The organism is Tardiphaga sp. P4_G1 (assembly GCF_056401215.1).
On record NZ_JBFUJU010000010.1, the window covers coordinates 152656 to 178282 of the forward strand.

25 protein-coding genes are annotated in these 25627 nt (G+C 60.3%); 5 read left to right on the top strand and 20 right to left on the bottom strand.

Going from position 1 to position 25627, the window contains the following annotated elements; translation table 11 throughout:
• Positions 1-22 precede the first annotated feature (22 nt).
• Both ubiG and AC1DUY_RS23385 read right to left on the bottom strand, forming a co-directional pair.
• A complete protein-coding gene (gene ubiG, locus AC1DUY_RS23380) occupies positions 23-781 on the bottom strand; it encodes a bifunctional 2-polyprenyl-6-hydroxyphenol methylase/3-demethylubiquinol 3-O-methyltransferase UbiG (RefSeq protein ID WP_175368066.1) in 759 nt (252 codons plus the stop codon).
• A gap of 15 nt (positions 782-796) precedes the next feature.
• Complete coding sequence (locus AC1DUY_RS23385; protein ID WP_120287359.1) at positions 797-1264, bottom strand: PH domain-containing protein; 468 nt, start codon at positions 1262-1264, stop codon at positions 797-799.
• Positions 1265-1419: 155 nt separating this feature from the next.
• Here AC1DUY_RS23385 and AC1DUY_RS23390 point away from each other — a divergent pair, with 155 nt between their 5' ends.
• The 5 genes from AC1DUY_RS23390 (at position 1420) to AC1DUY_RS23410 (ending at position 8504) form a co-directional block, all read left to right on the top strand.
• A complete protein-coding gene (locus AC1DUY_RS23390; protein WP_089267720.1) occupies positions 1420-2673 on the top strand; it encodes an aspartate kinase in 1254 nt (417 codons plus the stop codon).
• 266 nt (positions 2674-2939) lie between these two features.
• Positions 2940-5207, top strand: a complete 2268-nt coding sequence (ptsP, locus tag AC1DUY_RS23395; protein ID WP_089267721.1) for a phosphoenolpyruvate--protein phosphotransferase — start codon at positions 2940-2942, stop codon at positions 5205-5207.
• Positions 5208-5264: 57 nt separating this feature from the next.
• Positions 5265-6350: a peptide chain release factor 1 gene (gene prfA, locus AC1DUY_RS23400; protein ID WP_478117465.1), complete on the top strand. Its 1086-nt coding sequence runs from the start codon at positions 5265-5267 to the stop codon at positions 6348-6350.
• Between the two features lie 11 nt (positions 6351-6361).
• Positions 6362-7237, top strand: a complete 876-nt coding sequence (gene prmC / locus AC1DUY_RS23405) for a peptide chain release factor N(5)-glutamine methyltransferase (RefSeq protein ID WP_478117641.1) — start codon at positions 6362-6364, stop codon at positions 7235-7237.
• A gap of 478 nt (positions 7238-7715) precedes the next feature.
• Positions 7716-8504: a DUF4167 domain-containing protein gene (locus AC1DUY_RS23410; RefSeq protein ID WP_478117467.1), complete on the top strand. Its 789-nt coding sequence runs from the start codon at positions 7716-7718 to the stop codon at positions 8502-8504.
• A gap of 56 nt (positions 8505-8560) precedes the next feature.
• Here AC1DUY_RS23410 and AC1DUY_RS23415 read toward each other — a convergent pair whose 3' ends face one another.
• The 18 genes from AC1DUY_RS23415 to AC1DUY_RS23500 form a co-directional block, all read right to left on the bottom strand.
• Positions 8561-9697: a hypothetical protein gene (locus AC1DUY_RS23415; protein ID WP_478117643.1), complete on the bottom strand. Its 1137-nt coding sequence runs from the start codon at positions 9695-9697 to the stop codon at positions 8561-8563.
• A 242-nt stretch (positions 9698-9939) separates the two neighbouring features.
• Positions 9940-10569 carry an NUDIX hydrolase gene (locus tag AC1DUY_RS23420; RefSeq protein WP_093757488.1) on the bottom strand — a complete coding sequence of 210 codons (630 nt, stop codon included), beginning with the start codon at positions 10567-10569 and terminating at the stop codon, positions 9940-9942.
• A 56-nt stretch (positions 10570-10625) separates the two neighbouring features.
• Positions 10626-12293: a methyl-accepting chemotaxis protein gene (locus AC1DUY_RS23425; protein WP_439059976.1), complete on the bottom strand. Its 1668-nt coding sequence runs from the start codon at positions 12291-12293 to the stop codon at positions 10626-10628.
• Between the two features lie 114 nt (positions 12294-12407).
• Complete coding sequence (locus AC1DUY_RS23430) at positions 12408-12791, bottom strand: ribbon-helix-helix domain-containing protein (RefSeq protein ID WP_439059977.1); 384 nt, start codon at positions 12789-12791, stop codon at positions 12408-12410.
• 52 nt (positions 12792-12843) lie between these two features.
• Complete coding sequence (locus AC1DUY_RS23435; protein WP_478117470.1) at positions 12844-14502, bottom strand: TadG family pilus assembly protein; 1659 nt, start codon at positions 14500-14502, stop codon at positions 12844-12846.
• A 12-nt stretch (positions 14503-14514) separates the two neighbouring features.
• Entirely contained in the window at positions 14515-14949 is a 435-nt protein-coding gene (locus tag AC1DUY_RS23440) for a TadE/TadG family type IV pilus assembly protein (RefSeq protein WP_478117472.1), read from the bottom strand.
• Positions 14950-15103: 154 nt separating this feature from the next.
• Positions 15104-16006, bottom strand: a complete 903-nt coding sequence (locus tag AC1DUY_RS23445) for a LysR family transcriptional regulator (RefSeq protein ID WP_478117474.1) — start codon at positions 16004-16006, stop codon at positions 15104-15106.
• 339 nt (positions 16007-16345) lie between these two features.
• On the bottom strand, positions 16346-16696 hold the full coding sequence (locus AC1DUY_RS23450) for a VanZ family protein (protein WP_478117476.1): 351 nt from the start codon (positions 16694-16696) through the stop codon (positions 16346-16348).
• Positions 16697-16812: 116 nt separating this feature from the next.
• Positions 16813-17451 (bottom strand): flavin reductase family protein, encoded by a 639-nt coding sequence (locus AC1DUY_RS23455; RefSeq protein WP_120287366.1) that lies wholly within the window; start codon positions 17449-17451, stop codon positions 16813-16815.
• 48 nt (positions 17452-17499) lie between these two features.
• Positions 17500-18489, bottom strand: a complete 990-nt coding sequence (locus tag AC1DUY_RS23460) for an amidohydrolase family protein (protein WP_478117478.1) — start codon at positions 18487-18489, stop codon at positions 17500-17502.
• 16 nt (positions 18490-18505) lie between these two features.
• Complete coding sequence (locus AC1DUY_RS23465; RefSeq protein ID WP_478117480.1) at positions 18506-19891, bottom strand: amidase; 1386 nt, start codon at positions 19889-19891, stop codon at positions 18506-18508.
• Positions 19891-20085 (bottom strand): hypothetical protein, encoded by a 195-nt coding sequence (locus AC1DUY_RS23470; RefSeq protein WP_478117482.1) that lies wholly within the window; start codon positions 20083-20085, stop codon positions 19891-19893. The genes AC1DUY_RS23465 and AC1DUY_RS23470 overlap by 1 nt, the downstream gene beginning before the upstream one ends.
• A 7-nt stretch (positions 20086-20092) precedes the next feature.
• Positions 20093-20797 carry an ABC transporter ATP-binding protein gene (locus tag AC1DUY_RS23475; protein WP_478117484.1) on the bottom strand — a complete coding sequence of 235 codons (705 nt, stop codon included), beginning with the start codon at positions 20795-20797 and terminating at the stop codon, positions 20093-20095.
• Positions 20790-21545, bottom strand: a complete 756-nt coding sequence (locus tag AC1DUY_RS23480; protein WP_170849606.1) for an ABC transporter ATP-binding protein — start codon at positions 21543-21545, stop codon at positions 20790-20792. Before AC1DUY_RS23480 ends, AC1DUY_RS23475 begins: the two co-directional genes overlap by 8 nt.
• 62 nt (positions 21546-21607) lie before the next feature.
• Entirely contained in the window at positions 21608-22867 is a 1260-nt protein-coding gene (locus AC1DUY_RS23485) for an ABC transporter substrate-binding protein (RefSeq protein ID WP_478117486.1), read from the bottom strand.
• Between the two features lie 45 nt (positions 22868-22912).
• Positions 22913-23875 carry a branched-chain amino acid ABC transporter permease gene (locus AC1DUY_RS23490; RefSeq protein WP_439065189.1) on the bottom strand — a complete coding sequence of 321 codons (963 nt, stop codon included), beginning with the start codon at positions 23873-23875 and terminating at the stop codon, positions 22913-22915.
• Positions 23872-24723: a branched-chain amino acid ABC transporter permease gene (locus AC1DUY_RS23495; RefSeq protein WP_068729440.1), complete on the bottom strand. Its 852-nt coding sequence runs from the start codon at positions 24721-24723 to the stop codon at positions 23872-23874. The genes AC1DUY_RS23490 and AC1DUY_RS23495 overlap by 4 nt, the downstream gene beginning before the upstream one ends.
• A gap of 19 nt (positions 24724-24742) precedes the next feature.
• Positions 24743-25627, bottom strand: coding sequence for a polysaccharide deacetylase family protein (locus AC1DUY_RS23500; protein WP_478117489.1), 885 nt, complete (start codon positions 25625-25627; stop codon positions 24743-24745).

Sequence of the window (25627 nt, forward strand, 5' to 3'; positions counted from 1 at the left end):
GAAGCAGGCAGAAGCTGAAACGCTACACCTCTTCCGCGACCACCATATAGTTCACGTCCATATCGGACGACAGCGTCCAGCGGTCACCGAGCGGATTGTAGACCACGCCTGACTGTTCGGTGATTTCCAGCTTGTTGCGCGACAGATGATGCGCGAGTTCGTCCGGCGTGACGAACTTGTCCCACTGATGGGTCCCGCGTGGCAGCCAGCGCAGCACATATTCGGCGGCGACGATGCCGAGCGCAAAGCTCTTCCAGTTTCGATTTAGCGTCGAGACCACCATCAGGCCACCGGGCTTCAGCATCGACGCGCAGCGATCGAGGAAAGCACCAACATCGACCACATGCTCGATCACTTCCATCGCCAACACGATGTCGAAGCGCTCACGCACGTCCATCTCCTCGACGGTGGTGCAACGATAATCGATCGACAGATGCCCCTTGTCTGCGTGCAACTTGGCGGCGGCGATATTGGTGGCGGAGGGATCGATACCGATCACCTGTGCGCCGAGCCGCGTGAACGGCTCACACAGCAGACCAGCCCCGCAACCGATATCGAGCATGCGCAAGCCACTCAGGCAATTGAGACTGCGGACATTGCGATCGAACTTGCGGCAGGCGGCGTCGCGAATATAGGTCAGGCGCAGCGGGTTGATCTTGTGCAGCGGCGCCATCTTGCCGCGCGGATCCCACCATTCCTCCGACAGCTTCGAGAATTTCGCGACTTCGCTGGCATCGACGGAGGATGCGGAAGCATCGGAATAGCTGGATTGCATGGCCATTGTGGAGCCGTTGTCCTATCGCGCTGTGATGTGGCTGCGAAATGCGAGTGGCGACGCGATCATCTTGATGACTTCTTCATCATCACCCATGTTCTCGATGGCGATGTCACCATAATTCAAGATGCGTCCCAGAATGCTCTGATTGACGCTGACGCTCGCGACCTTGTCGATACTGATCTCGAAAGTCTTGCGCGTGATGAAGCCTTCCTTGTGCACGACCCGCAGCGTGGTGACATCCGTCTCGGTCGTCCAGCGCTGGAACCAGCCCTTCATCGACCAGTACAGCGCCGCGAAGGCCACTACGGCCGAAGATGCCAGGCAGAGCAGAACAAGGGTTTCGTTGATCGCGTAACGCGTCAGGACCAGCAAAGCCGCGGAGACAATCCAGGCCGCGATGGCCGGGACATAGACCACCCAGTGCAAGTTGCTGGAATACAGCACCTTCTCGCCCGGCTGCAGGATATCGTCGATATAGCGCCCCATAAACCGTCCAAAATGCCCTGTCTCGGTGCGTTCTAAGGGACCGGGAGCCCGGGTTGCTTGCCCCCACCCTCGCCGCTATGTATACGCGCGTTTTCGCCCGCGTGCGTAGTGCGCGGTATCTTTACCCACTGTCGTCAGGGAATGCACCACTCGTCATGGGCCGGCTCGTAATGAAATTCGGCGGTACGTCCGTCGCCAACATCGACCGCATCCGCAACGTCGCGCAGCACGTCAAACGCGAGGTCGATGCCGGTCATGAGGTCGCGGTCGTGGTGTCGGCGATGTCGGGCAAAACCAACGAACTGGTGGCCTGGTGCACCGAAGTGTCGCCGATGCATGACGCCCGGGAATACGACGCCATCGTTGCGTCCGGTGAGCTCGTGACCGCCGGCCTGCTGGCGATCGCACTGCAGACCATCGGCATCCAGGCCCGCTCCTGGCAGGGCTGGCAAATCCCGATCAAGACGTCGGACGCCCATGCCTCGGCCCGAATCGACGAGATCGACGGCGACAAGCTCATCAAGCGCTTCAAGGAGCGCAAGGAAGTGGCCGTCATCGCCGGATTCCAGGGCATCCATGCCGAGACCGGCCGCGTCACCACACTCGGCCGCGGCGGGTCCGATACCTCGGCAGTGGCAATTGCCGCCGCCGTCAAGGCTGACCGCTGCGACATCTATACCGACGTGGACGGCGTCTACACCACCGATCCGCGCGTCGTGCCGAAGGCACAACGCATGAACAAGGTGGCGTTTGAGGAAATGCTGGAACTGGCGTCGCAGGGCGCCAAGGTCCTGCAGGTCCGCTCCGTGGAACTCGGCATGACCCACAATATGCCGATTTTCGTGCGCTCAAGTTTCGACAAACCCGAAGACATCGACCCGCACGGCACCCCGCCGGGCACGCTGATCTGCAGCGAGGAGGAAATCATGGAAAGCCACGTCGTTACCGGAATCGCCTTTTCCAAGGACGAGGCCCAGATTTCCGTCCGCCAGATCGAGGACAAGCCGGGCGTCGCCGCCTCGATCTTCGTGCCATTGGCCGAAGCCAACATCAATGTGGACATGATCGTCCAGAACGTCTCCGAAGACGGTAAGACCACGGACCTGACCTTCACCGTCCCGGCCACCGACTATGCCCGTGCCAAAGAGACCATCACGGCGGCCAAGGCCAAAATCGGCTATGCCCGCATCGACAGCGCGACCGATGTCGCCAAGGTCTCGGTGATTGGATCGGGCATGCGCAGCCATGCCGGCGTCGCCGCGCAAGCCTTTGCCGCCCTTTCCGAGCGCCAGATCAATATCCGGGCAATCACCACGTCCGAGATCAAGTTCTCCGTCCTGATCGATACAGCCTATACGGAACTGGCGGTTCGCACCCTGCACACGCTGTATGGTCTCGACAAAGCGTAGAAAATTTTTCCTGAAACATCCGTTATTTTGATGTGAACGGTGTGTTTCTTGTCTGGCAGGTGTTTTGCTTGGCAAAACTCGCCTCAATTGGCTATACGGCCTGCATGGGCAGCCGTCGCGGCTGAGGGCGCCGTTTCGGACAATCTGATACGGTTCTGTCGCTGCGCCTCTTGTTGCGCGGCGGTGCAAATTCTATTGTTTTCTGAGGCTTAGCGTCGGCGCACGGCTTTTGTCAGGTGTCGGCCTCGTGGGGAGGGTGTCGGCACATGCGGAGCGCGTCGGGTGGCCCCCGAGTCTTGCTGAGACGGCTCCGCGAAGTGATGGCGGAGCAGGTCAGCGCTCAGGAACGCCTCGACAAGATCGTGGTGCTGATCGCCGCCAATATGGTGGCGGAAGTCTGCTCGACATACGTGCTGCGCGTCGACAATACACTCGAGCTCTACGCCACCGAAGGCCTCAACCGCGACGCCGTCCACCAGACCGTGCTGAGCTCCCATGAAGGCCTGGTCGGTCTGGTCGCCTCCGAAGCCACGCCGCTCAATCTCAACGACGCGCAGAGCCATCCGGCGTTCTCGTTCCGCCCGGAGACCGGCGAAGAGATCTATCACTCGTTCCTAGGCGTGCCGATCCTGCGCGCCGGCAATACGCTCGGCGTGCTGGTAGTGCAGAATCGCGCCAAGCGCACTTATGTCGAGGAAGAAGTCGAGGCACTGCAAACCACCGCCATGGTGCTGGCCGAGATGATCGCCTCCGGCGAGCTATCGGCGCTGGCGCAGCCGGGCGCCGAGCCCGCTGCGCGGCATTCCCTGCACAAGACCGGCGCTATCCTTTCCGATGGTATCGCGCTCGGACATGTAGTGCTGCACGAGCCGCGCGTCGTCATCACCAATTACATCGCCGAAGACCTGCCGAAGGAAATCAAACGGCTGGACACCGCGCTGACCAAGCTGCGCTCGGACCTCGACCGCATGCTGGAACGCGGCGACGTCGCCGACGGCGGCGAGCATCGCGATGTCCTCGAAGCCTATCGCATGTTCGCCAATGACCACGGCTGGTCGCACAAGCTGCACGAAGCGGTCGCCACGGGCCTCACCGCCGAAGCCGCCGTCGAACGCGTGCAGTCGGATACCCGTGCGCGCATGCTGCGTTCCACCGATCCCTATCTGCGCGACCGCCTGCACGATCTTGAAGATCTCGGCCATCGCCTGATGCGGCAGCTGGTCGGCCAGGATCACGCGCCGTCGCGCGAACAGATGCCGGACAATGCGATCCTGATCGCACGTGCGATGGGCCCAGCCGCCCTCCTCGACTACGATCGCAAGAAGCTGCGTGGCCTGGTGCTGGAGGAAGGTACGGCTAATTCGCATGTCTCGATCGTGGCGCGCGCGCTCGGCATTCCCGCGATCGGCGAAGTCGCAAATGCGCCGGGCATTGCTGATCCAGGCGACGCCGTCATCGTCGATGGCACCTCGGGCTCGATCTATATTCGGCCCTCCGCCGAGATCGAATCCGCTTATGCTGAACGCGTGCGTTTCCGCGCACGGCGACAGGCGCAGTATTCAGCGTTGCGCGACCTTCCCTGCGTAACCAAGGACGGCCAGAAGGTCGACCTGCTGATCAATGCCGGTCTGATCATCGACCTGCCGCATATCGACGATACCGGCTCGGCGGGCATCGGCCTGTTCCGCACCGAACTGCAATTCATGGTCGGGGAAAGCCTGCCCCGCTCCAGCGATCAGCTGGCGCTGTATCGTGCGGTGCTCGATGCTGCCGGCCCCAAGCCGGTGACGTTCCGCACCCTCGATATCGGCGGCGACAAGGCGCTCCCCTACATGGAGACCATCGTCGAGGAGAACCCGGCGCTAGGCTGGCGCGCGATCCGTCTTGGCCTCGATCGACCCGGCTTGCTGCGCGGCCAGATCCGCGCATTGCTGCGCGCCGGCGGCGGGCGTGCGCTGCGCATCATGTTCCCGATGATTTCGGAAGTGGCCGAATTCGATCAGGCCAAGGCAATCATCGAACGCGAGCTGACCTATCTGCGCCAGCACGGTCATGCCCTACCCGAGCGAATCGATGTCGGCACCATGATCGAGGTGCCTGCGCTGGTCTATCAGCTCGACGAACTCCTGAAGAAGGTCGACTTCGTCTCGGTCGGCTCCAACGACCTGTTCCAGTTCCTGTTCGCTGTCGACCGCGGCAATGCCAAGGTGTCGGAACGCTTCGATACGCTGTCGGCGCCGATCCTGCGCGTACTGCGTGAGATCGTGCAAAAGGGCGACGCCGCCAAACGTCACGTCTCGCTGTGCGGCGAGATGGCCTCGCAGCCGATCGGCGCGCTGGCGCTGATTGGCATGGGCTATCGCTCGCTGTCGCTGTCGGCCACCGCGCATGGCCCCGTGAAGGCAATGATTCTCGACCTCGATGCCAAAAAGGCCGAGGCGCTGATGACACAACTGCTCGACGCCCCCTCGGGCAGCGTCTCGATTCGGCAGAAGCTCACCGAATTCGCTGAGGCCGAGGGACTGTCGTTGTAGCGAGGCTCTTGCCCGCACGACGCACCTTTCCCTTTCTGCGATCTCCGAGACGTCCCCATGTCCATGCTGCCTGAAGCCAAACTCGACGTTCTCCTCGCCCATCATGCCTCGCTCGAGGCACAACTGATGGGTCAGGTCAGCGCTGAGAATTATGTGAGGATGACGCGCGAGCTGTCCGAGCTCAATCCCCTAATCGACGCGGTGAAGACCTATCGCGGTGCGCTTACAGAGATCAAAGATATCGATGCGATGATCGCCGATACTTCGACCGATGCGGAGATGCGCGAGATGGCGCAGGCCGAGCGCCCGGCGCTGGAAGAACGCATCGAGGCGCTGGCGCAGGAAATCCGCGTGGCGCTGTTGCCGAAGGATGCGATGGACGAGCGCAACGTGGTGCTGGAAATCCGTGCCGGCACCGGCGGCGACGAGGCTTCACTCTTCGCCGGCGACCTGTACCGGATGTATGAGCGTTTTGCGGCACTGGCCGGCTGGAAGGTCGAGGTGATTTCGGCGTCCGAAGGCACCATGGGTGGCTACAAGGAAATCATCGCCGAGGTGAAGGGCCGCGGTGCTTTCGCCAAGTTGAAATTCGAATCCGGTGTACACCGCGTGCAGCGCGTGCCCGATACGGAAACTCAGGGGCGCATTCACACGTCGGCGGCAACGGTCGCTGTCATGCCCGAAGTCGAAGAAGTGGATATCGACATCAAGCAGGACGACCTGCGCATCGACACGATGCGCGCCCAGGGCGCCGGCGGCCAGCACGTCAACAAGACCGAATCAGCGATCCGCATCACGCATATCCCGACCGGCATCGTGGTGATGATGCAGGACAGCCGCTCGCAACATAAGAACCGCGCTTCGGCGATGAACATCCTGCGCTCGCGCATCTATGACGCCGAGCAGCAGCGTATCGATTCCGCCCGCTCGGCCGAGCGCAAGGAGAAGGTCGGCTCCGGTGACCGCTCGGAGCGCATCCGCACCTATAATTTCCCGCAGGGCCGCGTCACCGACCACCGCATCAATCTCACGCTCTACAAGCTGCCGCAGGTGATTGCCGGCGAAGCATTGGACGAACTGGTCGATGCGCTGACGACAGAGCATCAGGCTGCACAACTCGCTGCCCAGGGCGACGCGGCGTGAGCGCCGGCGACATGTTCGCCGGACAGAGCGTCGAGGACGCACGACGCTCATTGACCAATCTGCTCCGCACCCACAGCATCGATTCCGCTGAACTCGACGCGCGCTTGCTGACAGGCGACGCGCTCGGACTCGATCTGACCGGGTTGATCTCGGCTGCGAATCGCATCTTGACGTCCAATGAAGCGGCCCAACTTGCCCGCCTCGCACAGCGCCGCCTCGATGGCGAACCCGTGGCCCGTGTCCTAGGCGTGAAAGAATTCTGGGGTCTGCCGCTGCAGCTATCGCCCGACACGCTGGTGCCCCGTCCCGATACCGAAACCCTCGTCGAGGCGGCGCTCGAACTTCTCGATGCGACAGGTCCGCGTGACCGTCCGCTTGTGATCGCCGATCTCGGCACAGGCTCCGGCGCAATCCTGCTGGCGCTGCTTTCGGAGTTAACCAACGCCACCGGCATTGCGACCGATATCAATCTCGACGCCCTGCGAACGGCTCGCTCCAACGCTGCGCAACTCGGCTTGATCGAGCGCGCCCATTTCGCTGTCTGCGACTATGCCTCAGCCCTGACCGGCGGCTTCGACCTAATCGTCTCCAATCCGCCCTATATTCCCTCGGCCGACATTGCCGACCTCGACATCGAGGTGCGCGACCACGACCCGCTCCGCGCCTTGGATGGTGGAAAAGACGGACTAAATGCCTATCGAGCCATCGCCCCCGAAGCCGCCCGGTTGCTGGTGCCCGGCGGCCTCCTGGTGGTCGAGGTGGGCCACGACCAAAGCGACGATGTCGCCGGTCTGATGACGGTGTCCGGGTTAACCCTGCCGGTGCCGGCCAAAGCCGATCTGGGCGGCATTCGCAGGGCGGTATCGGGACAAAAAAAGCCCCGATAAAGCCTTCTTGCGACAGAAAAAACCACTTGGAATATCCCCGGGGAGCGACTACCTTCCCGTCACAACATCGGTTCAGGGTTGGCTCGCCCCGTAGATTTACGGCAGGAAGCCAGAATTCTCGCTAGAGAGCCCGTCCGGGTGAAAGGTTCCAACAGGCAGGTTTGGTTGAGCGCGATGGCTGAGAGAGCTGCGCTGCTCGCGACCGCAAAGCGAACGAAAGCCTGATATTGCGCTTTAAACTTCACGCACAGAAGCCTGACCTTGTTTCGGCAGGTGGGTGATTTGGTCCGGCTGGCATGGTCAGCGGGCGGTTGGGGAACGCGTCTTTGTTGAACGCGAATGACGGCAAGATCGATGCAGCAAAGGTCTGCACGACGATTCGGGCGCTTCACGCGTCCGCATCCCGCAATGTGCTGCGGCAATCATCTCTTTGAAACATAGCTCTGTGACACTCTGGATCGATAACTGAAGGCGACACATGCGAAACGGTCAGAACAACAACAACAAGCGGATGCGGAACAACAACAACCGCAACAACAATAATAATAACAACAATAACAATCGGCGCGGCCAGAACCCGATGACCCGGGTCTTCGAATCGAATGGCCCCGACATCAAGATCCGCGGTACCGCCTCCCACGTCGCAGAGAAGTACGTCCAGCTCGCCCGCGATGCACGCAGCTCCGGCGATCCCGTTGCTGCCGAGAACTACTATCAGCACGCCGAGCACTATTTCCGCCTGATCGCCGCCGCGCAGGAGCAGTTCCGGCAGAATCAGCCGCAACCGCGCACCGAAAACGAGATGCCGCCTGAGGACAACGATGACGAGAGCGAGAGCTACTCGAACTTCGGTGCCGAGCCCGGTTTCGTGCCGGTACAACAGCAGCCCTTTGCGCAGCGCGAGCAGCCTCCGCAGCGTGAGGGTGGTCAGCCCTATCAGCAGCGCGGCGAACAGCCCTATCAGCCCCGCGAGAACAATAATCGCGAACACCGTCAGCCGAATCAGCCGCAGGGCCAGCCGCAATATCAGCCGCAACCGCAGCCGATGATGCCGGTCGGCGATGGTGTCGATCGTCTGCCTTCTTTCATCACGGGTGGTGCGCAGCCTCAGCCGGGTGCTGCTCCAGGCGGCTTCGAACAGAATGCTGGTGGAGAGCGCTTCCCGCCGCGTCGTCGCCGCCGTCCGCACGGTCCTCGCCCCGACGTTGCTGCAGCTGGCGCGCCGGCAGAAGCACCAAGCGACGATTTCAATCCAGGCAACTCATAAGCCCAGCCGCTCTCCGGCGAGAGAGCGCACATCACAAGGCTTAGATTGGCCGTGGCTCAAAAAGCCGCGGCCAATTCTTTTGCGCCTGGCAGATTGCTGTTGCTGTCCATTCGCGCATTGGTAACTGCGAGTAGCTTGGCCACGGTATTGTGGCGGATCGCCACCGGATTGCGCTCATACCCGCCACGCTGGAAGAAGTTCGCCGTCGGCACCTGTTCACGCATCGCCAGCGGCATGGTCAGCATATCGAAGCCGTTGCCATCGCCAGTGAGATTCATCATCTCAAGCTCGGCTGCGCTGAGCGGGCGATCAAACCCGCGGGCGCGGGCAAAATTCACTGACGTCAGTAGTTTGTGGACCTGCAATTGCGGGCCGACATCCATGTCCAGCACCAGCGCGTGCATGGCCCAGCCCTGCGGGGTCGTGCCAAGCTTCTCAAGAGCGCTCCAGTTTTGCGGAACAGTGCGCACAGTCGCCTGCATGCGCTTGAAGACCGCAATCTTGTGATCCATCGCCTTACGCTGCGGGCCCGAGAGCGCCGATGCCTTCTCGGTCAGAACTTTCAAAATCTGAGGCCCCTGTTCGGCAACGAGCGTCGTCGTATTGGCTGTGAGCAGCTGATTGTAGCCGATAGCGGTGGAGATCGCGCGAGACCCCGGACGTGACGGGTTCAGGCCCGACTGCATGTCATGGCCGCCATTGCCACCGGTCTCGAAGGAATAGACGCGTACCGCAATGTCGCGTGTCAGCCCGGCCTGCAGGGCGGCACGAGCATAAGCGCGCTTGAACTCCATCTCATTGGCAGGCCGCTGCGGCACGAACTGAAATTGCTCCCTCGCCGCCGCGAGGAAATCCGCCACCACCGGAAGATCCTTGCGGACGCGCGGATCGCTATCCTCGGGCTCCGGATTCACCGGACGTTTTGGTCCTTCATAAAGCGGCGCCTGTTCCAGCACGTAGTCATTCAGCGTGATCTGCTGGCGGTCGCGGCGCTTGGCATTGCGGATTTTTCGCTTCTCAGAGATTGCATCCCAATAGGCACCGGCCTCCTGATCGAAGGCCGCGCGCGCTTCCTGATATTCCGCAAGCTTGCGTCGGTATTCTGCGACGGCCTGCGGCGAGGCGCCCTGCGCCATCGCATTGGCAACGCCTGCCGGTAATTGGGCGGAATCCAGCGCATAACCGACCGGCATGAACAAAAATACCGCGAGCGGGACAGTGGCAGTAAAGGTGCGAATCAAATGAGACATGAGACCTGTCGAGATGTCAGCCGGCATAGCCGGCCATGCAGAGGAATGAGGCGGGACGCCGCCCCGCGCCCGTCCCAGGCGGGTCAAACATACCCCGCTTAAAATGACGTTGGATGAGTTTGGTGAACAATGTCTTTCCAAGGCCGGACACTGCCTGCGCTGACACGTCGCGCCGGGGAGCAGAATCACTTCCAGGCGAAGACCGGCTGCTCCAGCTCGGCCACACGGGTGGTGCGCCCCGCAAGAACTTCGCTGAACTGATAGATCAGCGCGGCGGTTGGCGCGTGAATAAAGTGGCCGAAATGGCTGTAGCGGATCAGGCGCCGGTCGCTCTCGGGAATGGCAACGAAATCGAACGCCTGCGGCCGCGCGATCTGCGACAGCGCAATGCGATGAACCGAGGCGACCTCATCGGGGTTCGGCATCAATTGAACGCTGTCGTGCGCCCACATGACGACAGGCGTGATCAGATAGCCGGAGCGGGTCGGGTAATCGTCGAGGACGCCGATGACATCATCCTGCGTGAGCTGCAGACCGAGCTCCTCACGCAACTCGCGGATTGCCGCCTGCACGGGTGTCTCACCAGGATCGCAGCGACCGCCAGGAGGCGCCCATTGATTACTGTGAGCGCGCAGACCGGACGCGCGTAACGTCAGCAACAGCGAGGTCTCCAATTCGGTCGCCGCTTTAACCATCACAAGGGCCACCGCCGCATGCTTCAGCCCCGAAGCGTACTGGCCCTTGTCGATCCGCGTGAATGCGGCCAGGCGCGTCTCGATCATTGTTCGGGTGGCGGCATTGAACGGCAGGATCATCCGCAATTGATAGCACAATCGCGGATGATCCAACAAAGCCGTACAAATTCAGCGCATCAGGCCAGTTCAGATGCCGCGCGCTGCATGTTGTCCGACATATCACTGGTCACAGTGCTCTGCTCTTCGACGGCCGCCGCCGTCGAGGTCACGAACTCGTTAACATGTTCGATCGCCTGCTTGATCGAGACCAGTGCGCCAACCACGTCACCGGAGATACCGTTCAGGGCCTCGATTTCGCTGCTTATCTTGTCGGTCGCCTGCTTGGCCTGGTTGGCCAAATTCTTGACCTCCGCGGCCACCACCGCAAAGCCCCGCCCCGCCTCACCGGCGCGAGCCGATTCGATGGTCGCATTGAGGGCGAGCAGATTGATCTGGCCGGTGATGTCGCCGATGAGCCCAACGATGCCTCCCATGGCATGTGCAGCCGAGGTGAGCCGCTGCGCCTGGATGTCCGCCGTCTCCACCTGTTGCACCGCGGATTCTGCCGTCTGCCGGGACTTCACCATCGTCTCGGAGATTTCGCGGATCGATGCATTCATCTCTTCGCTGCCGGCAGCGACCGACTCGATCAAGGAACGAGCGCGCTCAGCTTTCAGGCGGGCCATGGCCTGCGCCGTAATATCGGCAGCGTATTTAACCACTTTGAACGGCCTGCCGTTGAGATCGAAAATCGGATTGTAGGATGCCTGGATCCAGATCTCCCGGCCCCCCTTTCCGATGCGTCTGTATTCCGCGGCCTGATAGGTCCCGCGATTGAGGCTCGCCCAGAATTCCACATAGGCCGCGCCAGATCGCTCTATCGGATCGACAAACATGCTGTGATGCCGGTCCCGGATTTCGTCGATCGTGTAACCGACCGTATCAAGGAAATTCTGGTTTGCCGTCAGGATGGTGCCATCCATGCGAAACTCGATGACCGCCTGCGACTTGCGAATAGCCGCCATCTGACCGTTGCTATCAGCGGCCAGCAACTTTTGTTGGGTCACGTCGGTCGCGAATTTCACAACCTTGAACGGCTTGCCGGCATCATTGAGAATCGGATTATAGGTCGCGAGAATCCAGATTTCCTTGCCACCCTTGCCGACGCGCTTGTATTCGGCCGCCTGATACTCACCCCGGCCGAGCCGCGCCCAGAAGTCCCGGTAGGCTGCGCCATCGCGTTCACCGGCTTCCACGAACATGCTGTGATGCCGCCCCTGTATTTCGGACAGCGCGTAACCAAGCGTGTTCAGGAAATTCTCGTTTGCGGTAATGATAGTTCCGTCAAGATTGAATTCGATAACCGCCTGCGCACGGCTGATCGCGATCACTTTTCCGGAAGCTTCGAGGCTTTCGAGTTTCTGCGCCGTGATATCTGTAGCGAATTTGATGACTTTGAACGGCTTACCACTCTTGTCCATGATCGGGTTATAGGAGGCCTCGATCCAGATCTCCCTGCCGCCTTTGGCGACCCGCTTGAACTGCCCTGCCTGAAATTCGCCCCTGTTAAGGTTACCCCAGAACTCCCGATAAGCGACACTCTCGTGTACGGCAGGCTCTACAAATATACTGTGGTGCTTGCCCTTGATCTCATCGAGCGTGTAGCCGAGCGCCTTGAGAAAATTCTCATTCGCTTTGATGATCGTGCCATCGAGATTGAATTCTATGATGGCCTGGGAGCGACTGATGGCGGTCGCTTGCGCCAACGCATTCTGCAAATCAGTCTTGCTCTGTCGGTTAAACATCTGTCGCTCCGTGGCCAAAACGGCCGTTGTCGTAAAATAGTCGACGAACGACGTCGCGCGGCACTGCGCGTCGTTTTCTCAAATCAAATAAACTGGAAGGTTCGAGCAGCTGACCTAGTCGACCAGCTGCTGATTCTGTGATCCCTCACGCCCCCAATAGGCCGCCACCTTTTCAGCCAGCTGGTTGTGGTTGTCATGGGGCTTGGCATTGCTGCTCGCCGTCGGTTGATCGGCCGTACCGGCTGTCAAGCTGCGTGCAGCAATCTGCTGAAAATACTCGAGCACAGCGATACGCAGGTTGGATGATAGATTTGGTGTTTCGCGCTTGCGCTCAATCTTCTCGATATAGTGCTCGATAGTGGTATTCTCCATGCGAACGATCGCTTGCAGGCTGGCCCAGAAGCTGTCTTCCAGGCTGACGCTAGTGCGTTTTTTCGAGACGACAACCGAGCGCTTGCGATTAACGTTGGGGCGGTTCATTGCGGCTTCGTATCCCATTTTATCAGTCCTCTTCTGTTAAAGCTGGCATTGAAGTTCACGCGTTACTGATTCAGTTCACTAACACTGCGCCGTCACAGCGAATGCCGGATACCCACACATCGGCCTGTCCAATTCCGACGCCGAGACTTGCCAACGTTGCCGCCAGCAATTGATCGATTGAACTGGTTGCCCCGCTGATGATGCTGGTGACGAGTCCACCAAGACCCGGGATCGCCAAACCCAGTCCAAGAACACTGATGTTGAGGTCGCCAAGCAGACTGCCCGTCAGGGACGACGTGAAGTTTGTCGTGTTTACGGTCTTCTTCGTCTGCGACGTGATATCCGAATAGCTGAAATTGACGCTGACCGGCGTGGTGTTGCCCATGCCCGCATGGGCCTTTGCCGTCACAATTGGAATACCCAGGAGATTCACAAGCGGTGCCGGCCCTGGATTCGGCTTGGTCGCAACATTGTTGAGGTCGGCTACAGTAACGTTACCTATCCATGCATCGACAATGCCCGGCGTAACGCCAAGCGTGACGCTCGATGTATTGACGTTGGGATAGCCGCAACTGACCTTGTTCAGCGTCGCTGTGCCCGGCGCGACCTCTACATAAACCGGTAGATTGACCAATGACGCCGAACCACTTCCGATCAACTGGATGGATAGCAGCACACGTGTCTGAGCTGTATGAACACTGACGCCCTGCGTGCCCACGGCAATCCAGCCGGATCCCTGTGGCCGTGCGCCAATGGTCGCCGTCAGTGATGCGCTGGCAATGCCCGGCAGACCTAGATTGACGGATGTGGCGATCTGGTTGGTGCCGTTAGCGATTCCAGCTGTTGCCTGTAGCAAATCGTAAAGCGAGATGCTCACACCGTCTTTCGGCTTGACGCCCACGATCAGGTTCGCGTAGGGGCCCGCATCGATCAGCTTGCCAGGCGCAATCTTGGTCGTCACGGATGCCGAAGCCTGCGATATCGTCGAGAGTGCGGTGGTCGCGGTGCCGCTGCCATTGGTAGCCTGCTGCGCGCTCAGCGCCGCGGCAAGAACGTCCCCGATCTTGATGTTCGAATTCAGCAGCGTGTCATAAGTCACACCGGTCAGACCGACGCGCGTCGCCAGCGCTGAGAGGAAGGTGAAAGCATCAATGCGCGCGCCAAGAAGCGCATTGTAGTCCATGACTGACAGCGACAGGGTCGTGCCCAGCATTGATCCGAGAACACTATTCAACAAACCGCCATTTAACGATGCCAATCGCGAACCGATCGAGAACGACGCGATGGCCGTCGTTGTTGCGGTCGCCGTTGTCTTGATGGTGAAATTGTTGCTGCCGGTAAAGAAATGGCTGAAGTAGAGGGGCGTCGCCGTCTGAAGACTGACCCGCGCCGCATTGGCTGTTCCAGTCGCTGGCGTGACAAAGCGGCTTTGCGCAGCGACGGCGGAATTGGTTGTGTAAGTTCCGAGTTCTACACCGACCAGAGCGCTTGCTGGATAGTTATTGCTGGTGACCGCCGCCTTTGCTGCGTTTGTCGCATTGCTTAAGTTGCTGGCCGCAACGATCGCGGCGAGATCCGTGGCAGCCTGCGTCTTGCGACGATCGGCGGCAATGGTCCCGATATCGACACCCAGTGCAGCACAACAAACGGCCAGGATCATGCCGCCCGCAGACATGATGGCAATATTTCCGCGCTGGTCGGCGCGAAACCTCTTGAGAAGTGCGCGCATCGGTTCCATCGCTCAAAACCCTCCGTAGGGAATGGCGGCAGATCGCGAGACTTGCGATGGAGGCATCGGCACGAAAGGAAGTGAATAGATGAACATGGTCGACGCGTCGTAGTTGACCGTGACCACGAAGACGTTCGCGTTCGACGACGATGTCGCCGCATTGACGCTCAGCTTTGACGCATTGATCAGCGGATAAGTCGCGGCATTCGACGTGACATAGATCGATGCGATCGAGCCACGTTCGGTCTCGGTCAGCCCGGCGACAGAGGAACGTGCTGCCTCGGCAGCAAGCTGCTGAACACCGTGAACGACTGCAAAATATGACCCGAAGACGACGATGCCGAAAACGATCGACAGAAAGACGGGAAGCAGCATCGCGAATTCGACTGCGGAAGAACCGCGTCGACACGATAGGAGTTTTTTCATGCCGGCATCGAATCTCAACATGCGCTGAGCTTCGCAAGACCACGTGAAAACTACCTATACAACTTCTGCTACCACTTGGTGGGATCAATCATCTCCAATGCCTGCATTGTGTTGGATGATGGCATTGGATTTGATGAGGTGATCATGTTTTCTGATACGCGCGCTGATGAGAGAACTATATACCGAAGAATTTAACGTGTAGTTCCTCTATTAGAATGCTGTGTTTCTTGCGAATACCCTCGCGCGCGCATAGCACGAGTTTGGGTATCGCCAGCTTTGGAAGATAATACTCATTGGCCGCCAAGAGCGACGCCGGGATCAGAACCGTTGGCAGCAGGGTCAAACCGATGCCCGCCTTCGCAGCCTCGATCCGTGCATGATAGTCCGGGCTGGAAAATGCGATACGATAGATCATTCCCTTGCGCTCAAGCGCCTGAATCATGACGTTATGTACGATCTGCCCCGGCCAGGTCAGCAACGGAATGGGCGCGCCAGGGCTTAACGTAAAATCCCTGGATCGAACCCAAGTCAATTCATCGTCGCGCTGCGCGATGACATCGATGGCCGCATCCCCGGGTATTTCGGAGATACTGAGGAACACGCCGACATCGACGTAGCCGTCGAGCATGCTTTTCGCGATCTCGGCCGAATTATCCGAATAGATGCAGACATTGCTCATCGCCGCCTTGCTCATCCCTTCCATTGCGCGTTGCGAATAGAAATTGGTCAGGCCAAGCCGGATGGTCTGATCTTCGGGCGAAGCGCCACGCAGCAAGAGCAACTGGTCGTTCGCCTCCAAAATCTTCCTGGCCTGGATCAGAACGAGCTTTCCGAGTTCTGTCGTCGATGAGCCGTTGGCAGACTTCTGGAAGATACTGCCGCCGACCGCGTGCTCAATGCGCTTGATCTGCGAGCTGATGGCCGGCTGGCTCAGGCCGAGCAGCTTCGCGGCCTTGGTGATGCTGCCGGCTTCGGAAATACCGACAACCGATCGCATGATTTCGGTCGGGATGCTCGAATGCTGGTACCGCCGATGCATAATACGTTGTCCTTTGAGATCGACGTCTTCTCCACGCAACGGAATTGTCCGCTTCGAGACGTCACACCAAAGTCATCGGCCATCTACATCAATCTGGCCGAAACGTTTCTTGGGCTCGTCCAAATTGTAGACGCCACGGCATACACCTTCCTTCAAGTTGTATCGGTGTCTTTTTACACATGCCAAGTACTTTCACGACGAGGCATGTGTGATTTCTGCCATTAGCAATCTCAAAGAGGGGGCGCGGGTAGAACGCTACCGTGTTTTTTTTAAAGCCGCGAGATGTAAAGCATCGAGATAGCGCTTCACAGGCTGGAACTCAGCAACCGCGATTCGCGGAAAAGCTGACGTACCTCAGTGAGGCAGTTCAGGTCATTCTCAACCTAAGGTGATAAATCGCTTTAAGGTCTGATGGAGCGCGAGCGATATCCCGATGCCGGTGACGCCACCTGCAAGTTTGACCAGCGCATCCCGCACCTCGCCGTGGCGGTCCGGCGTCAGATGTTGCAGCACCTCCAGCCCGACTGCCGCCCCCCCAACGAGCGTCAGAACAAGCCAGAGATGGCGGGGATAGGCGAGACCGAACAAAAGGCCCACGAGTGCGAATGCGCCGAAGCGCTCAAGGCTGACGCCGCCAAAATGCGGCCGCAGCCCGATCGGTGACAGAGTCGCAAAAGCAATCAATGCAAGTGTAGTCCACGCGACAACAATGATGGTTTTCCGATACATCCAGCAGTCATATCCCATGCAACCGCAGGAGCGGCAATTTCTCACCTCTGACGGTTAATCGAACGCGCAGAGAACTACCACCGGCATTCCGACGCACTCCGCGGACAAAACCTCCCTCAGCGGGGGTTGCGGAGTTGCCAAGTGTCTAAACTGTCAGGTTTGATCTCGAACCGATCTTGCATCCGTGCATACATGGTTCCCGCGATGCGTGCGACCGGAAGATAGTGATCATAGTCCGTACGCAAGGTGACGGGGTCGACAACACCATCGCGAACCTGAATGCCCAGGACCTCTCCGACCAGTAGGTCGCGTTCTGCGCCAAAGTTCATCATTGTCACTTTTCGGCATTCCAGTGCCGCAGGCGCCTTCGCCAAATGCGGGACCGGCACATTGATGCCAGCCGTCATTGGGAGCTGCAAGGCATCCAGTTCACCGATGTCAGATGGAAAGCTGATCGAACAATCGACCATATCGTTGGCGAGGGCCTCATCCACCATGTTGATAACAAACAACCCATTGGCACGCACATTGCGGGTCGTGTCCTTGACCGACAGGTCGGGCCTGGCCTGCAGACCGACCACCACCAGCGGCGGCTTCTCGGAGAACACATTGAAGAACGAAAACGGCGCGGCATTGACCACACCAGCCTCGGAAATGGTTGTGATCAACGCAATCGGTCGCGGGACAACGAGACCACAAAGCAACTTGTAGCGCTCCGGCGCGCTAAGCTTGGCGAAATCAAAGTGGATCGTCATCGCAGGTTTTGCCTCTTGTGCCGCACCTTGCCGCAACGAGGCAGGAGCTTATCCGATCTTGAACAGCCGGCTCGCATTGCCGAACAGAACTTTCTGACGATCAGTGTCCGATAGCTTGGCCTTGTTGACCAGCCCCACCGGGTCGGGGTCCCCCATGTCAAACGGGTAGTCCGAGCCCATCATGACGCGATCCACACCCACCGTCTTGACGAGATTGTCGATCAGCTCCGCAGAGAACACGCAGGTGTCAAACCAGAGCCGCTTGAGATAGGTCGACGGCGCATCTGCCGTGAGCCGGCGTACTTCCGGACGCACCTTCCAGGCGTGATCCAGTCGGGCTGCGTAGAATGGGTAGAAACCACCGCCATGGGCGATAACCACGTCGAGATCCGGATGCCGGTCTAAAATGCCGCCCATGATGAAGTGGGCGATCGCAATGGTCTCCTCGATGGGCTGGCCGACGCTGTTGACCATGAAGAAATCGCCGAGCCGCTGGCCATGGGAGAAACCCAGGGGATGCACGAACAACGGCATGCGCAGTTTGGCAAGCCGCGCATAGAGTGGATCGAAGACGGCATGGGACAGTTCGAGGTTTTCGACGCGGGTATCGATCTGGAAGCCGCGCAGGCCGAGCTGCTCGACTGCATGAACCGCCTCCTCCACCGCACGCCCGGGAAACCGCATCGGCAGCGTACCCATCCCCGCGAAATGTGCAGGATCCTGCGCCACGAGCGCGGCAATGTCTTCGTTCTGCACGCGCGACAACGCACATTGTAAATCTTCGTCGGCCCAGTAGTTCTGTTGCGCCGGTGCCGGCGCGATCATCTGAAAGTCGACGCCCATCTTCGCCATCATTTCGCGGCGCTTGGCGATGTCGAGCATCAGGCCCGGCAGCAGCTTGCCTTGCTCTGCATCAGTTTCGCGGCTCGCCGGCGACATGTCGCGCCGATAGGGATTGTCCATCGGGTCGTAATGTCCGGCCACCAACGGTTCGACGCGCTTGCTGAGTGCATGGGTGTGCATGTCAATGATGGGCATTCGAAATCTCTTCTTCTTAGTTCAGTTCGGCACTGGCGGGGACACGCTGATGCCAGTCGGTCGCGCCCTGATAGGCGTGAGCGGCGCGCAGGATATCGGCCTCGGCATAGGGGCGGCCGACCAGCTGGAACGCGATCGGCAGACCTGCCGCATCGAAGCCGCACGGCACTGACGCTCCGGGGAGACCGAGATAATTGATGCCGCGGGTGCAATGTGTGAGCTGGCCGATCACAGCAGCGACGTCGGCGGGATTGCCTTCGGTGGTCGCCGCGATGGTCGGTACCGGAATCGAGATCGCCGGCAGCAGCGCGAGATCGGCGGATCCGATGCAGGACGCGATCCATTGCTGGGTGATCTGCGTACGCAGCGACAGCGCTTCCACATAACGGGTCGCCGGATAGAGCAGGCCAGGCTCGATGCGCGAGCGCACCTGATCGGCATAATCCTGCGGGCGGTCGATTAGCCAGCGGCGATGGATCGTCGCGGCCTCGACGCTCATGACGATCTGCAACAGCGCGTTGATCAAGGCCATATCCGGCGGTGAGGTCTCGACGACGGTGACGCCGAGCAACCGCAACGTCTTCACGGCTTCGTCGAGCGCAGTCGCCACATCCGGATGCAGGAGTTCGCGGTAGTACCCACCGGGAATTGCGATGCGCATCCCGGTCACACCCCTGTCGAGCGTCGCTTCATAGTCGCGATCCGCGATCACCGACAGCAGTCGCGCGGCATCCCGTGCGGTACGAGCCAGAGGTCCCGTGCAATCCAGTGAGGCAGATAGCGGCATCACACCATCGGTCGGAACCAGTCCCCAGGTCGGCTTCAGCCCGATCAGGCCGCACATCGCGCCGGGATGACGTAGTGAACCGCCGGTATCCGTCCCGAGCGAGCCGGTCACGAGGCGCGCGGCGACGGCGACGCCGGAACCAGAGGACGAGCCGCCCGGCACATGCGCCGGATTCCACGGGTTGCGCGCATGCCCCAGCGATTCGTTATAACCCGTCGGACTCATCGCGAATTCGGCCAGCTGCAGCCGGCCGAGATCGACCGCGCCGGCGGCGTCGAGCCGGGCAATCACCGTGGCTGTCACGTCAGCGCGAAAGTCAGCCCGGATTTTCGAGCCGCCACCGGACAGATCACCGACACGATAGAAGAGGTCTTTATGTGCAAGAGGCACGCCATGCAGCATCGGTAATGCCGCCCCCGATGCGCGCAACTTGTCGGCGGCTTCGGCCGCATCCAGCGCCCGTTCGTCGTCAAGCCGCACCACGGCATTCAGTTTGCGGCCGATCAGATCGAGCCGTTCCAGCGCCACCGTTGTCGCCTTCACGGACGTGACTTCGCCTTTAGCGACAGCATCCGCGAGAGCGCAGAGATCAAGGGCTGCGATTGCGCTCTGCATCAGCGCTTGTCCATGCCAGCGAGCCACGTCTGATAGGCGTAGGGCGTCGAATCGAACGCCATGTCTTGAATAGCCGCAGTCGCGACGCACGTGTTGTTTTCCACGACCAGCTCCGTCATGCGCGGTGTGCGTTCAGCGGCGCCAGGCGCCTTGTTCAATTCGGCGGCGACTTGACGCAACAGGTCTTCGCTCATGATCACCTCAATGCACGCCGAGGCGCTGGAACAGCACATCAGTCTGCTGGTTCATTTCCTGCGACGTGCCGTGATGCACGATCTGCCCGGTTTCCATAATGTAGACGCGATCGGCGACGGCCAGCGCGCTGTAGAGATTCTGCTCGACCAGCAGGATCGACAGCCCTTCCTTTTTAAGATCGAGAATGATGCTTTCGAGGTGCTGCACCATCACCGGCGCGAGGCCTTCGGACGGCTCGTCCATTAGAATCAGTTCGGGGTCGATCATCAGCGCACGGCCCACAGCCAGCATGCCGCGCTCACCGCCAGACAACTGGCCGCCGCGGTGATAGCGGCGTTCAGCAAGCCGCGGAAAAATGCCGAATACGCGATCGAGCGTCCAGCCGTCCTTGGCGCGCGCACTCTTCAGCATGGTCAGATGCTCGGTGACCGTCAGCGACGGAAACAGCCGGCGGCCCTGCGGCACAATGGCGATCTTGCGATTGGCTATATCATGAGGGCGCAGACCAACAAGGCTCTCGTCGCGCCAGGTGATCGTGCCCGAGCGCACCTGCGGCGGCGTCAGGCCCATGATCGAGCGAATGAAGGTGGTCTTGCCCATGCCATTGCGGCCGAGCAGCGCCACGATCTCGCCAGGGCGCACCTCAAGCGACGCACCGCGCACCACGACCGCGTCGCCGTAACCGCTGTGCAGATCCTTGACCTCAAGCATGACGCGGCTTCCCGAGATAGACTTCCTGAACCTGCTTGTTGCGGCGGATGCCTTCCGGCGGCTCCTCCACCAGCACGCGGCCTTCGAACATGCAGGTGACGTAGTCGACCAGACCGAGTGCCAGATCCATGTCGTGTTCGATCAGGATCACGGTGATCGCCGGATCGAGCGAACGGATCACCTCCGCAATCATCGAGCGCTCCGACGGCGACAGGCCGGCCGCGGGCTCATCCAGTAGCAACATGGTCGGCGTCGTCACCAGCGCAATCGCGATTTCGAGCTGACGCTGCTCGCCATAGGACATTTCCTTGACGATGATGTCGGCGCGTTCGGCGATCCGTGCGGCATTCAGCGCGGCCGCGATACGTGTAGCCTCGCTATCGTCCGGATCGGGCGAGCCGAACAGCGAAAACTTCTTTGGCTTCAATCCGCGCAGCGCCAGCATCATGTTGTCTTGCACGCTCAGCGTGGGGAACAGATTGGTGATCTGGAAGGTGCGCGAGATGCCGAGCTGGGCACGCCGGTGTGGCGGCAGTCTGGACACGTCATGTCCATTGAATGTGATCTTGCCGGATGTCGGCGGATGCGCGCCGGCGATGGCATTGAACAATGTGGTCTTGCCGGCCCCATTGGGGCCGATGATGGCGCGGCGCTGGCCCCGTGGCACAATCAGGCTGACGCCATCGACCGCCCGCAAGGCATCGAAGGCCACTACCACATCTGTCAGCGTCAGGATCGGTTCGGACACGAATAATTCCCAATGAACGAGACGCGGCGACACGGCCGCGCCTCGATGTCAGCAATATTGAATCAGGTCTTCTTGATGCCCTGGAAGGTCCGCGAATAGGGCGGCTGCTTCAGGTAGGTCGCCGGATCGTATTTCCAGAACTGCGAGACATTGGGATAGGTCTCGATCGGCACGTTCCAGTATTTGCCGTCGGCGCGCTTCACGACCTTTCGGATATAGACGTCGTAGATCGGGTTGCCGTAGTCGTCGAACTTCACGGTCTTGCCGAGCGGCGAATTGTCGAGCTCGGTCTTCAGTACCGTATCGATAAAGGTTTCGCGGTCCTCGACCTTGCCGCCCATCTTCTTCAGCGCGGCATCGATCCACATCATGCCGGAATACATCGAGAAACCGTAGAGCGACGGGATCTTGCCGTACTTCGTCTCATAATCCTTCTCGAACTTCGCCGTGGTCGGGACGTCCGAACCTTCAGCGAAATGTGCCGCTGCGATGATGCCTTCGCATTCGGGGCCCATGGTGCGGATCACCGACTGGTCGGTGCCGTTCATCGCCATCAACAGCGGCGTCTTTTCCTTCAGGCCGAACGACGCATATTGCTGGATCAGACGAGTCGAGTCCGCGCCGGTCTCCATCGCGAAGATCGCGTCGACCTTGAGATCGGCAAGCTGGCCGAGATAGGGGCTGAAGTCGGCAGTGTTCAGCGGATGCCAGAACTGCTGCACGATCTGCCCGCCCCCTTCGGTGAACACCTGGGCGAGACCGCCGCACTGTTCGTGGCCGAAGGTGTAATCCTGGCTGATGGTGGCGATCTTCTTGTAGCCCTGCTTCAGGGCCCAATCACCGAACGGATGGGTGAAGGCGCTGGCAGAATAGCCGGCGACGCGGATTACGTTCTTGATGCGGGCGCGCTGGGTGAGATCGTCAGCCGCGATAATCGGAATGAAGTAGGGCGTTCCGGTGCCCTTGACGTAGTTGGCGACAGCAAGGCCGGTATTGGCGAGCAGGTTGCCGATCAGCATGTGGCAATTGCCCTGCTCGACCAGACGGCGCGCTTTCTGCAAAGCGGTGTCGGGATTCGACGCATCGTCCTCGATCACCAGCTCGACCTTGCGGCCGCCCATCTCGTTCTTCACCTGATCGAGATAGAACTGCACACCCTCGACCATTTCCTTGCCGCCCGAAGCGACAACGCCGGTCAGCGGCGCCAGCAGACCGATCTTGATCGGGCCAGCCTGGGCCTGTGCGGAGCGCCACGGAGCGACGCCGACGCCCGCGGCAGCGACGGCCGCCGTAGTGTTCTTGAGAAATTGCCTGCGATCCATCTCGAAGTCCTTTCGTGAGCAACCCGATTGAAACGTAAAACCGACTTATCGCACCTTGCGCGAGGTGATCGCGCGCAGCTTGCCTATGATGCCCTCGGGGGCGAAGATCATGATGAGAACGAATGTGATGCCGAGAACCATCAGCCAGCGCTCGGTGTAGGAGCTGACGATGTTCTCCAGCACGATGATCGCCGCTGCCCCGACAAAGGCGCCGAACAACGTGCCGACACCGCCGGCGATCATCATCAACACGCCTTCCACCGATTGCGCGAGCGCGACCGTCGAAGGGCTGACGAAATTGTTGAACATCGCGTAGAGGCCCCCGGCGATACCGGCGAAGATGCCGGACACCGTGAAACCGATGAACAGATGCAGTGGCACATTGTAGCCGAGGCTGCGCATGCGGCTTTCACTGTCTCGGATGCCGCGCAGCGTCAGGCCGAACGGAGATCGCACGAACCGCCACATGGCAAAAGATACAATGACGGCGCCGGCCAGCACCGCCCAATAGAACGCGCTGTGGCTCATCAGGGCTGCCGGCCGCACATCGGCGCGCATGCCGTTCTCGCCCCCGGTGACCTGCGTCCAGCGCAAGCAGACGCCCCACACGATCATGCCGAGCGCCAGCGTCAGCAGCAGGAAGTAGACGCCGGAGGTGCGGACTGCGAGCAGCGCAAATACCGAGGCCACCGCGGTGGCCGCCAGCACACCAAGCGCGAAGCCCGCCCAGGGCGACAGACCGGCCTGGCCGGTCGCGTAGACGACGACATAGGTCGAGACACCGAAGATGGCACCATGCCCGAGGGAAGTCCGGCCGGCAAAACCGGCGAGAATGTCGATCGACATGGCAAGGACTCCGAAGATCAACACTTCGGTGGCGAGGCCGACCTGATAGCTCGACAGCACCATCGGCAGACAGGCCGCGACGATCACCACCAGCCCGGCGATGACGAGCGCACGGCTAGTCATGCCGGCGAGAACTGATGTTTTGGATACGGGCTGCATCATGTGGCACGTCCGAACAGGCCGAGCGGGCGGAATGCGAGCAACACCGCCATCGGGCCGAAGATCACGAAATAAGCGAGTTCGGGGAACATCACCTGGCCGAGCGTATTCAGAAGCCCGACCAGCAGGCTACCGACACCGACGCCGACGAGGCTGCCACGCCCGCCAATGATGACGACGGCGAGACTAAAGGTGAGGATTTCCGCGTCCGCTGAGGGATAGAGCGACAGGAACGCACCTCCCATCAGGCCGCCAAGGCCGGCCAGCGCCGAACCGAACAGGAAGGTGAAGAGGAAGACACGGCGGATATTCACGCCGGACGCTTCGACCATCTCGGCATCGTCCACGCCGGCGCGGATCAGCGCGCCGAGCCTTGTATGATTGAGCAGCACCCACAGGCCGATGAAGACGAAGATGCCCATCCCCAGCACAAACAACCGGTAGATCGGATAGAAGGTGCCGAACACCCGCGTGCCGCCGCGCAACATCTCCGGAATCGGCACCGTGAAACTGTCGCCGCCCCAGATCACCAGCGCGAGATCGTTGAGGAAAAAGGCAACGCCGAGCGTCAGCAGCACCTGCCGCAGCTCATTGCCGCGCACGAAACGGAGCAATCCCTGATCGAGCACGAAGCCGATGGCCGCAATCGCAGCCATGGCGCCGATACCGCCGAGCACAAAGCTGCCGGTCTTCACCGCAACGCTATAGCCGATATAGCCGCCGAACAGATACAGCGCGCCATGCGCGAGATTGACGATGCGCAGCAGGCCGAAGATCAGCGTGAAGCCGCTTGCCACGACGAACAGCAACGCGGCGAAAGTCAGGCCGTTGAGGAGTTGAAAGAGACTCATGCCCTGCTGCTTGCCTGATCTATGCTTCTGGCGCTTTCGGTCCGACCGAAAGATACCAATCGAGAATCTGTTCGCCGGTCATGAAAGCCACGTCGGATTTCTTCTGGATGGTCTCGAAGATCCGGCGGAAGTGCTTCAGGCGATGCGGCGCGCCCATGATGTAGGGATGCACAACCAATGCCATGACCCGGGTCGAATTCTCGGAATCCTCGTAAATCTGCTCGAACTGGTCGATGGCCCGGTCGTAATATTCCGACGCCTTGTGATGCTGGATCAGCATCATCGCGACGTCATTGCATTCCTGCGTATAGGGCACGTTGACGATCGGTGTCGTCGTGGTCTTGAGCCATACGGGCTGATCGTCGAGTACCCAGTCGGCGACGTAGTCATAGCCTTCCTGTTTCAGCAGGTCCGGCGTTTCCCAGGTCTCGGTCAGACCCGGCCCGAGCCAACCGCGCGGCCGCTTGCCAGTGGCCTTCTCGATCACGTCGGCAGTCTTGCGGATATCCTCGCGTTCGTTCTCCACCTTCTGCATATTGCGCTGGGTGAAACCATGACCCATGAATTCCCAGTTACGCGCCTTGGCTGCCTCGACGATGGGCGGGTAAGCGGCAATCGCCGAACCATTGATCGCCAGCGCGGCGGGGAGCTTGTAGTCGTCGAACACTTTCAGCATGCGCCAGAAGCCGACACGATTGCCGTATTCGTGCCAGGCCCAGTTGGGAACATCCGGCGATGGCGAACCGCCGGCCGGCGGTGTCAGCACCGTACGCGGCATCGGCTGCTTGGCGTCCCATTCCTCGACATTGACGATGATCCACACTGCCATGCGCTTGTCATTCGGCAGCTTCAGCGGTGGACGAGCGTCAATCGGCGAGTAGGAAATGCGTTCGGTCGGCAACAT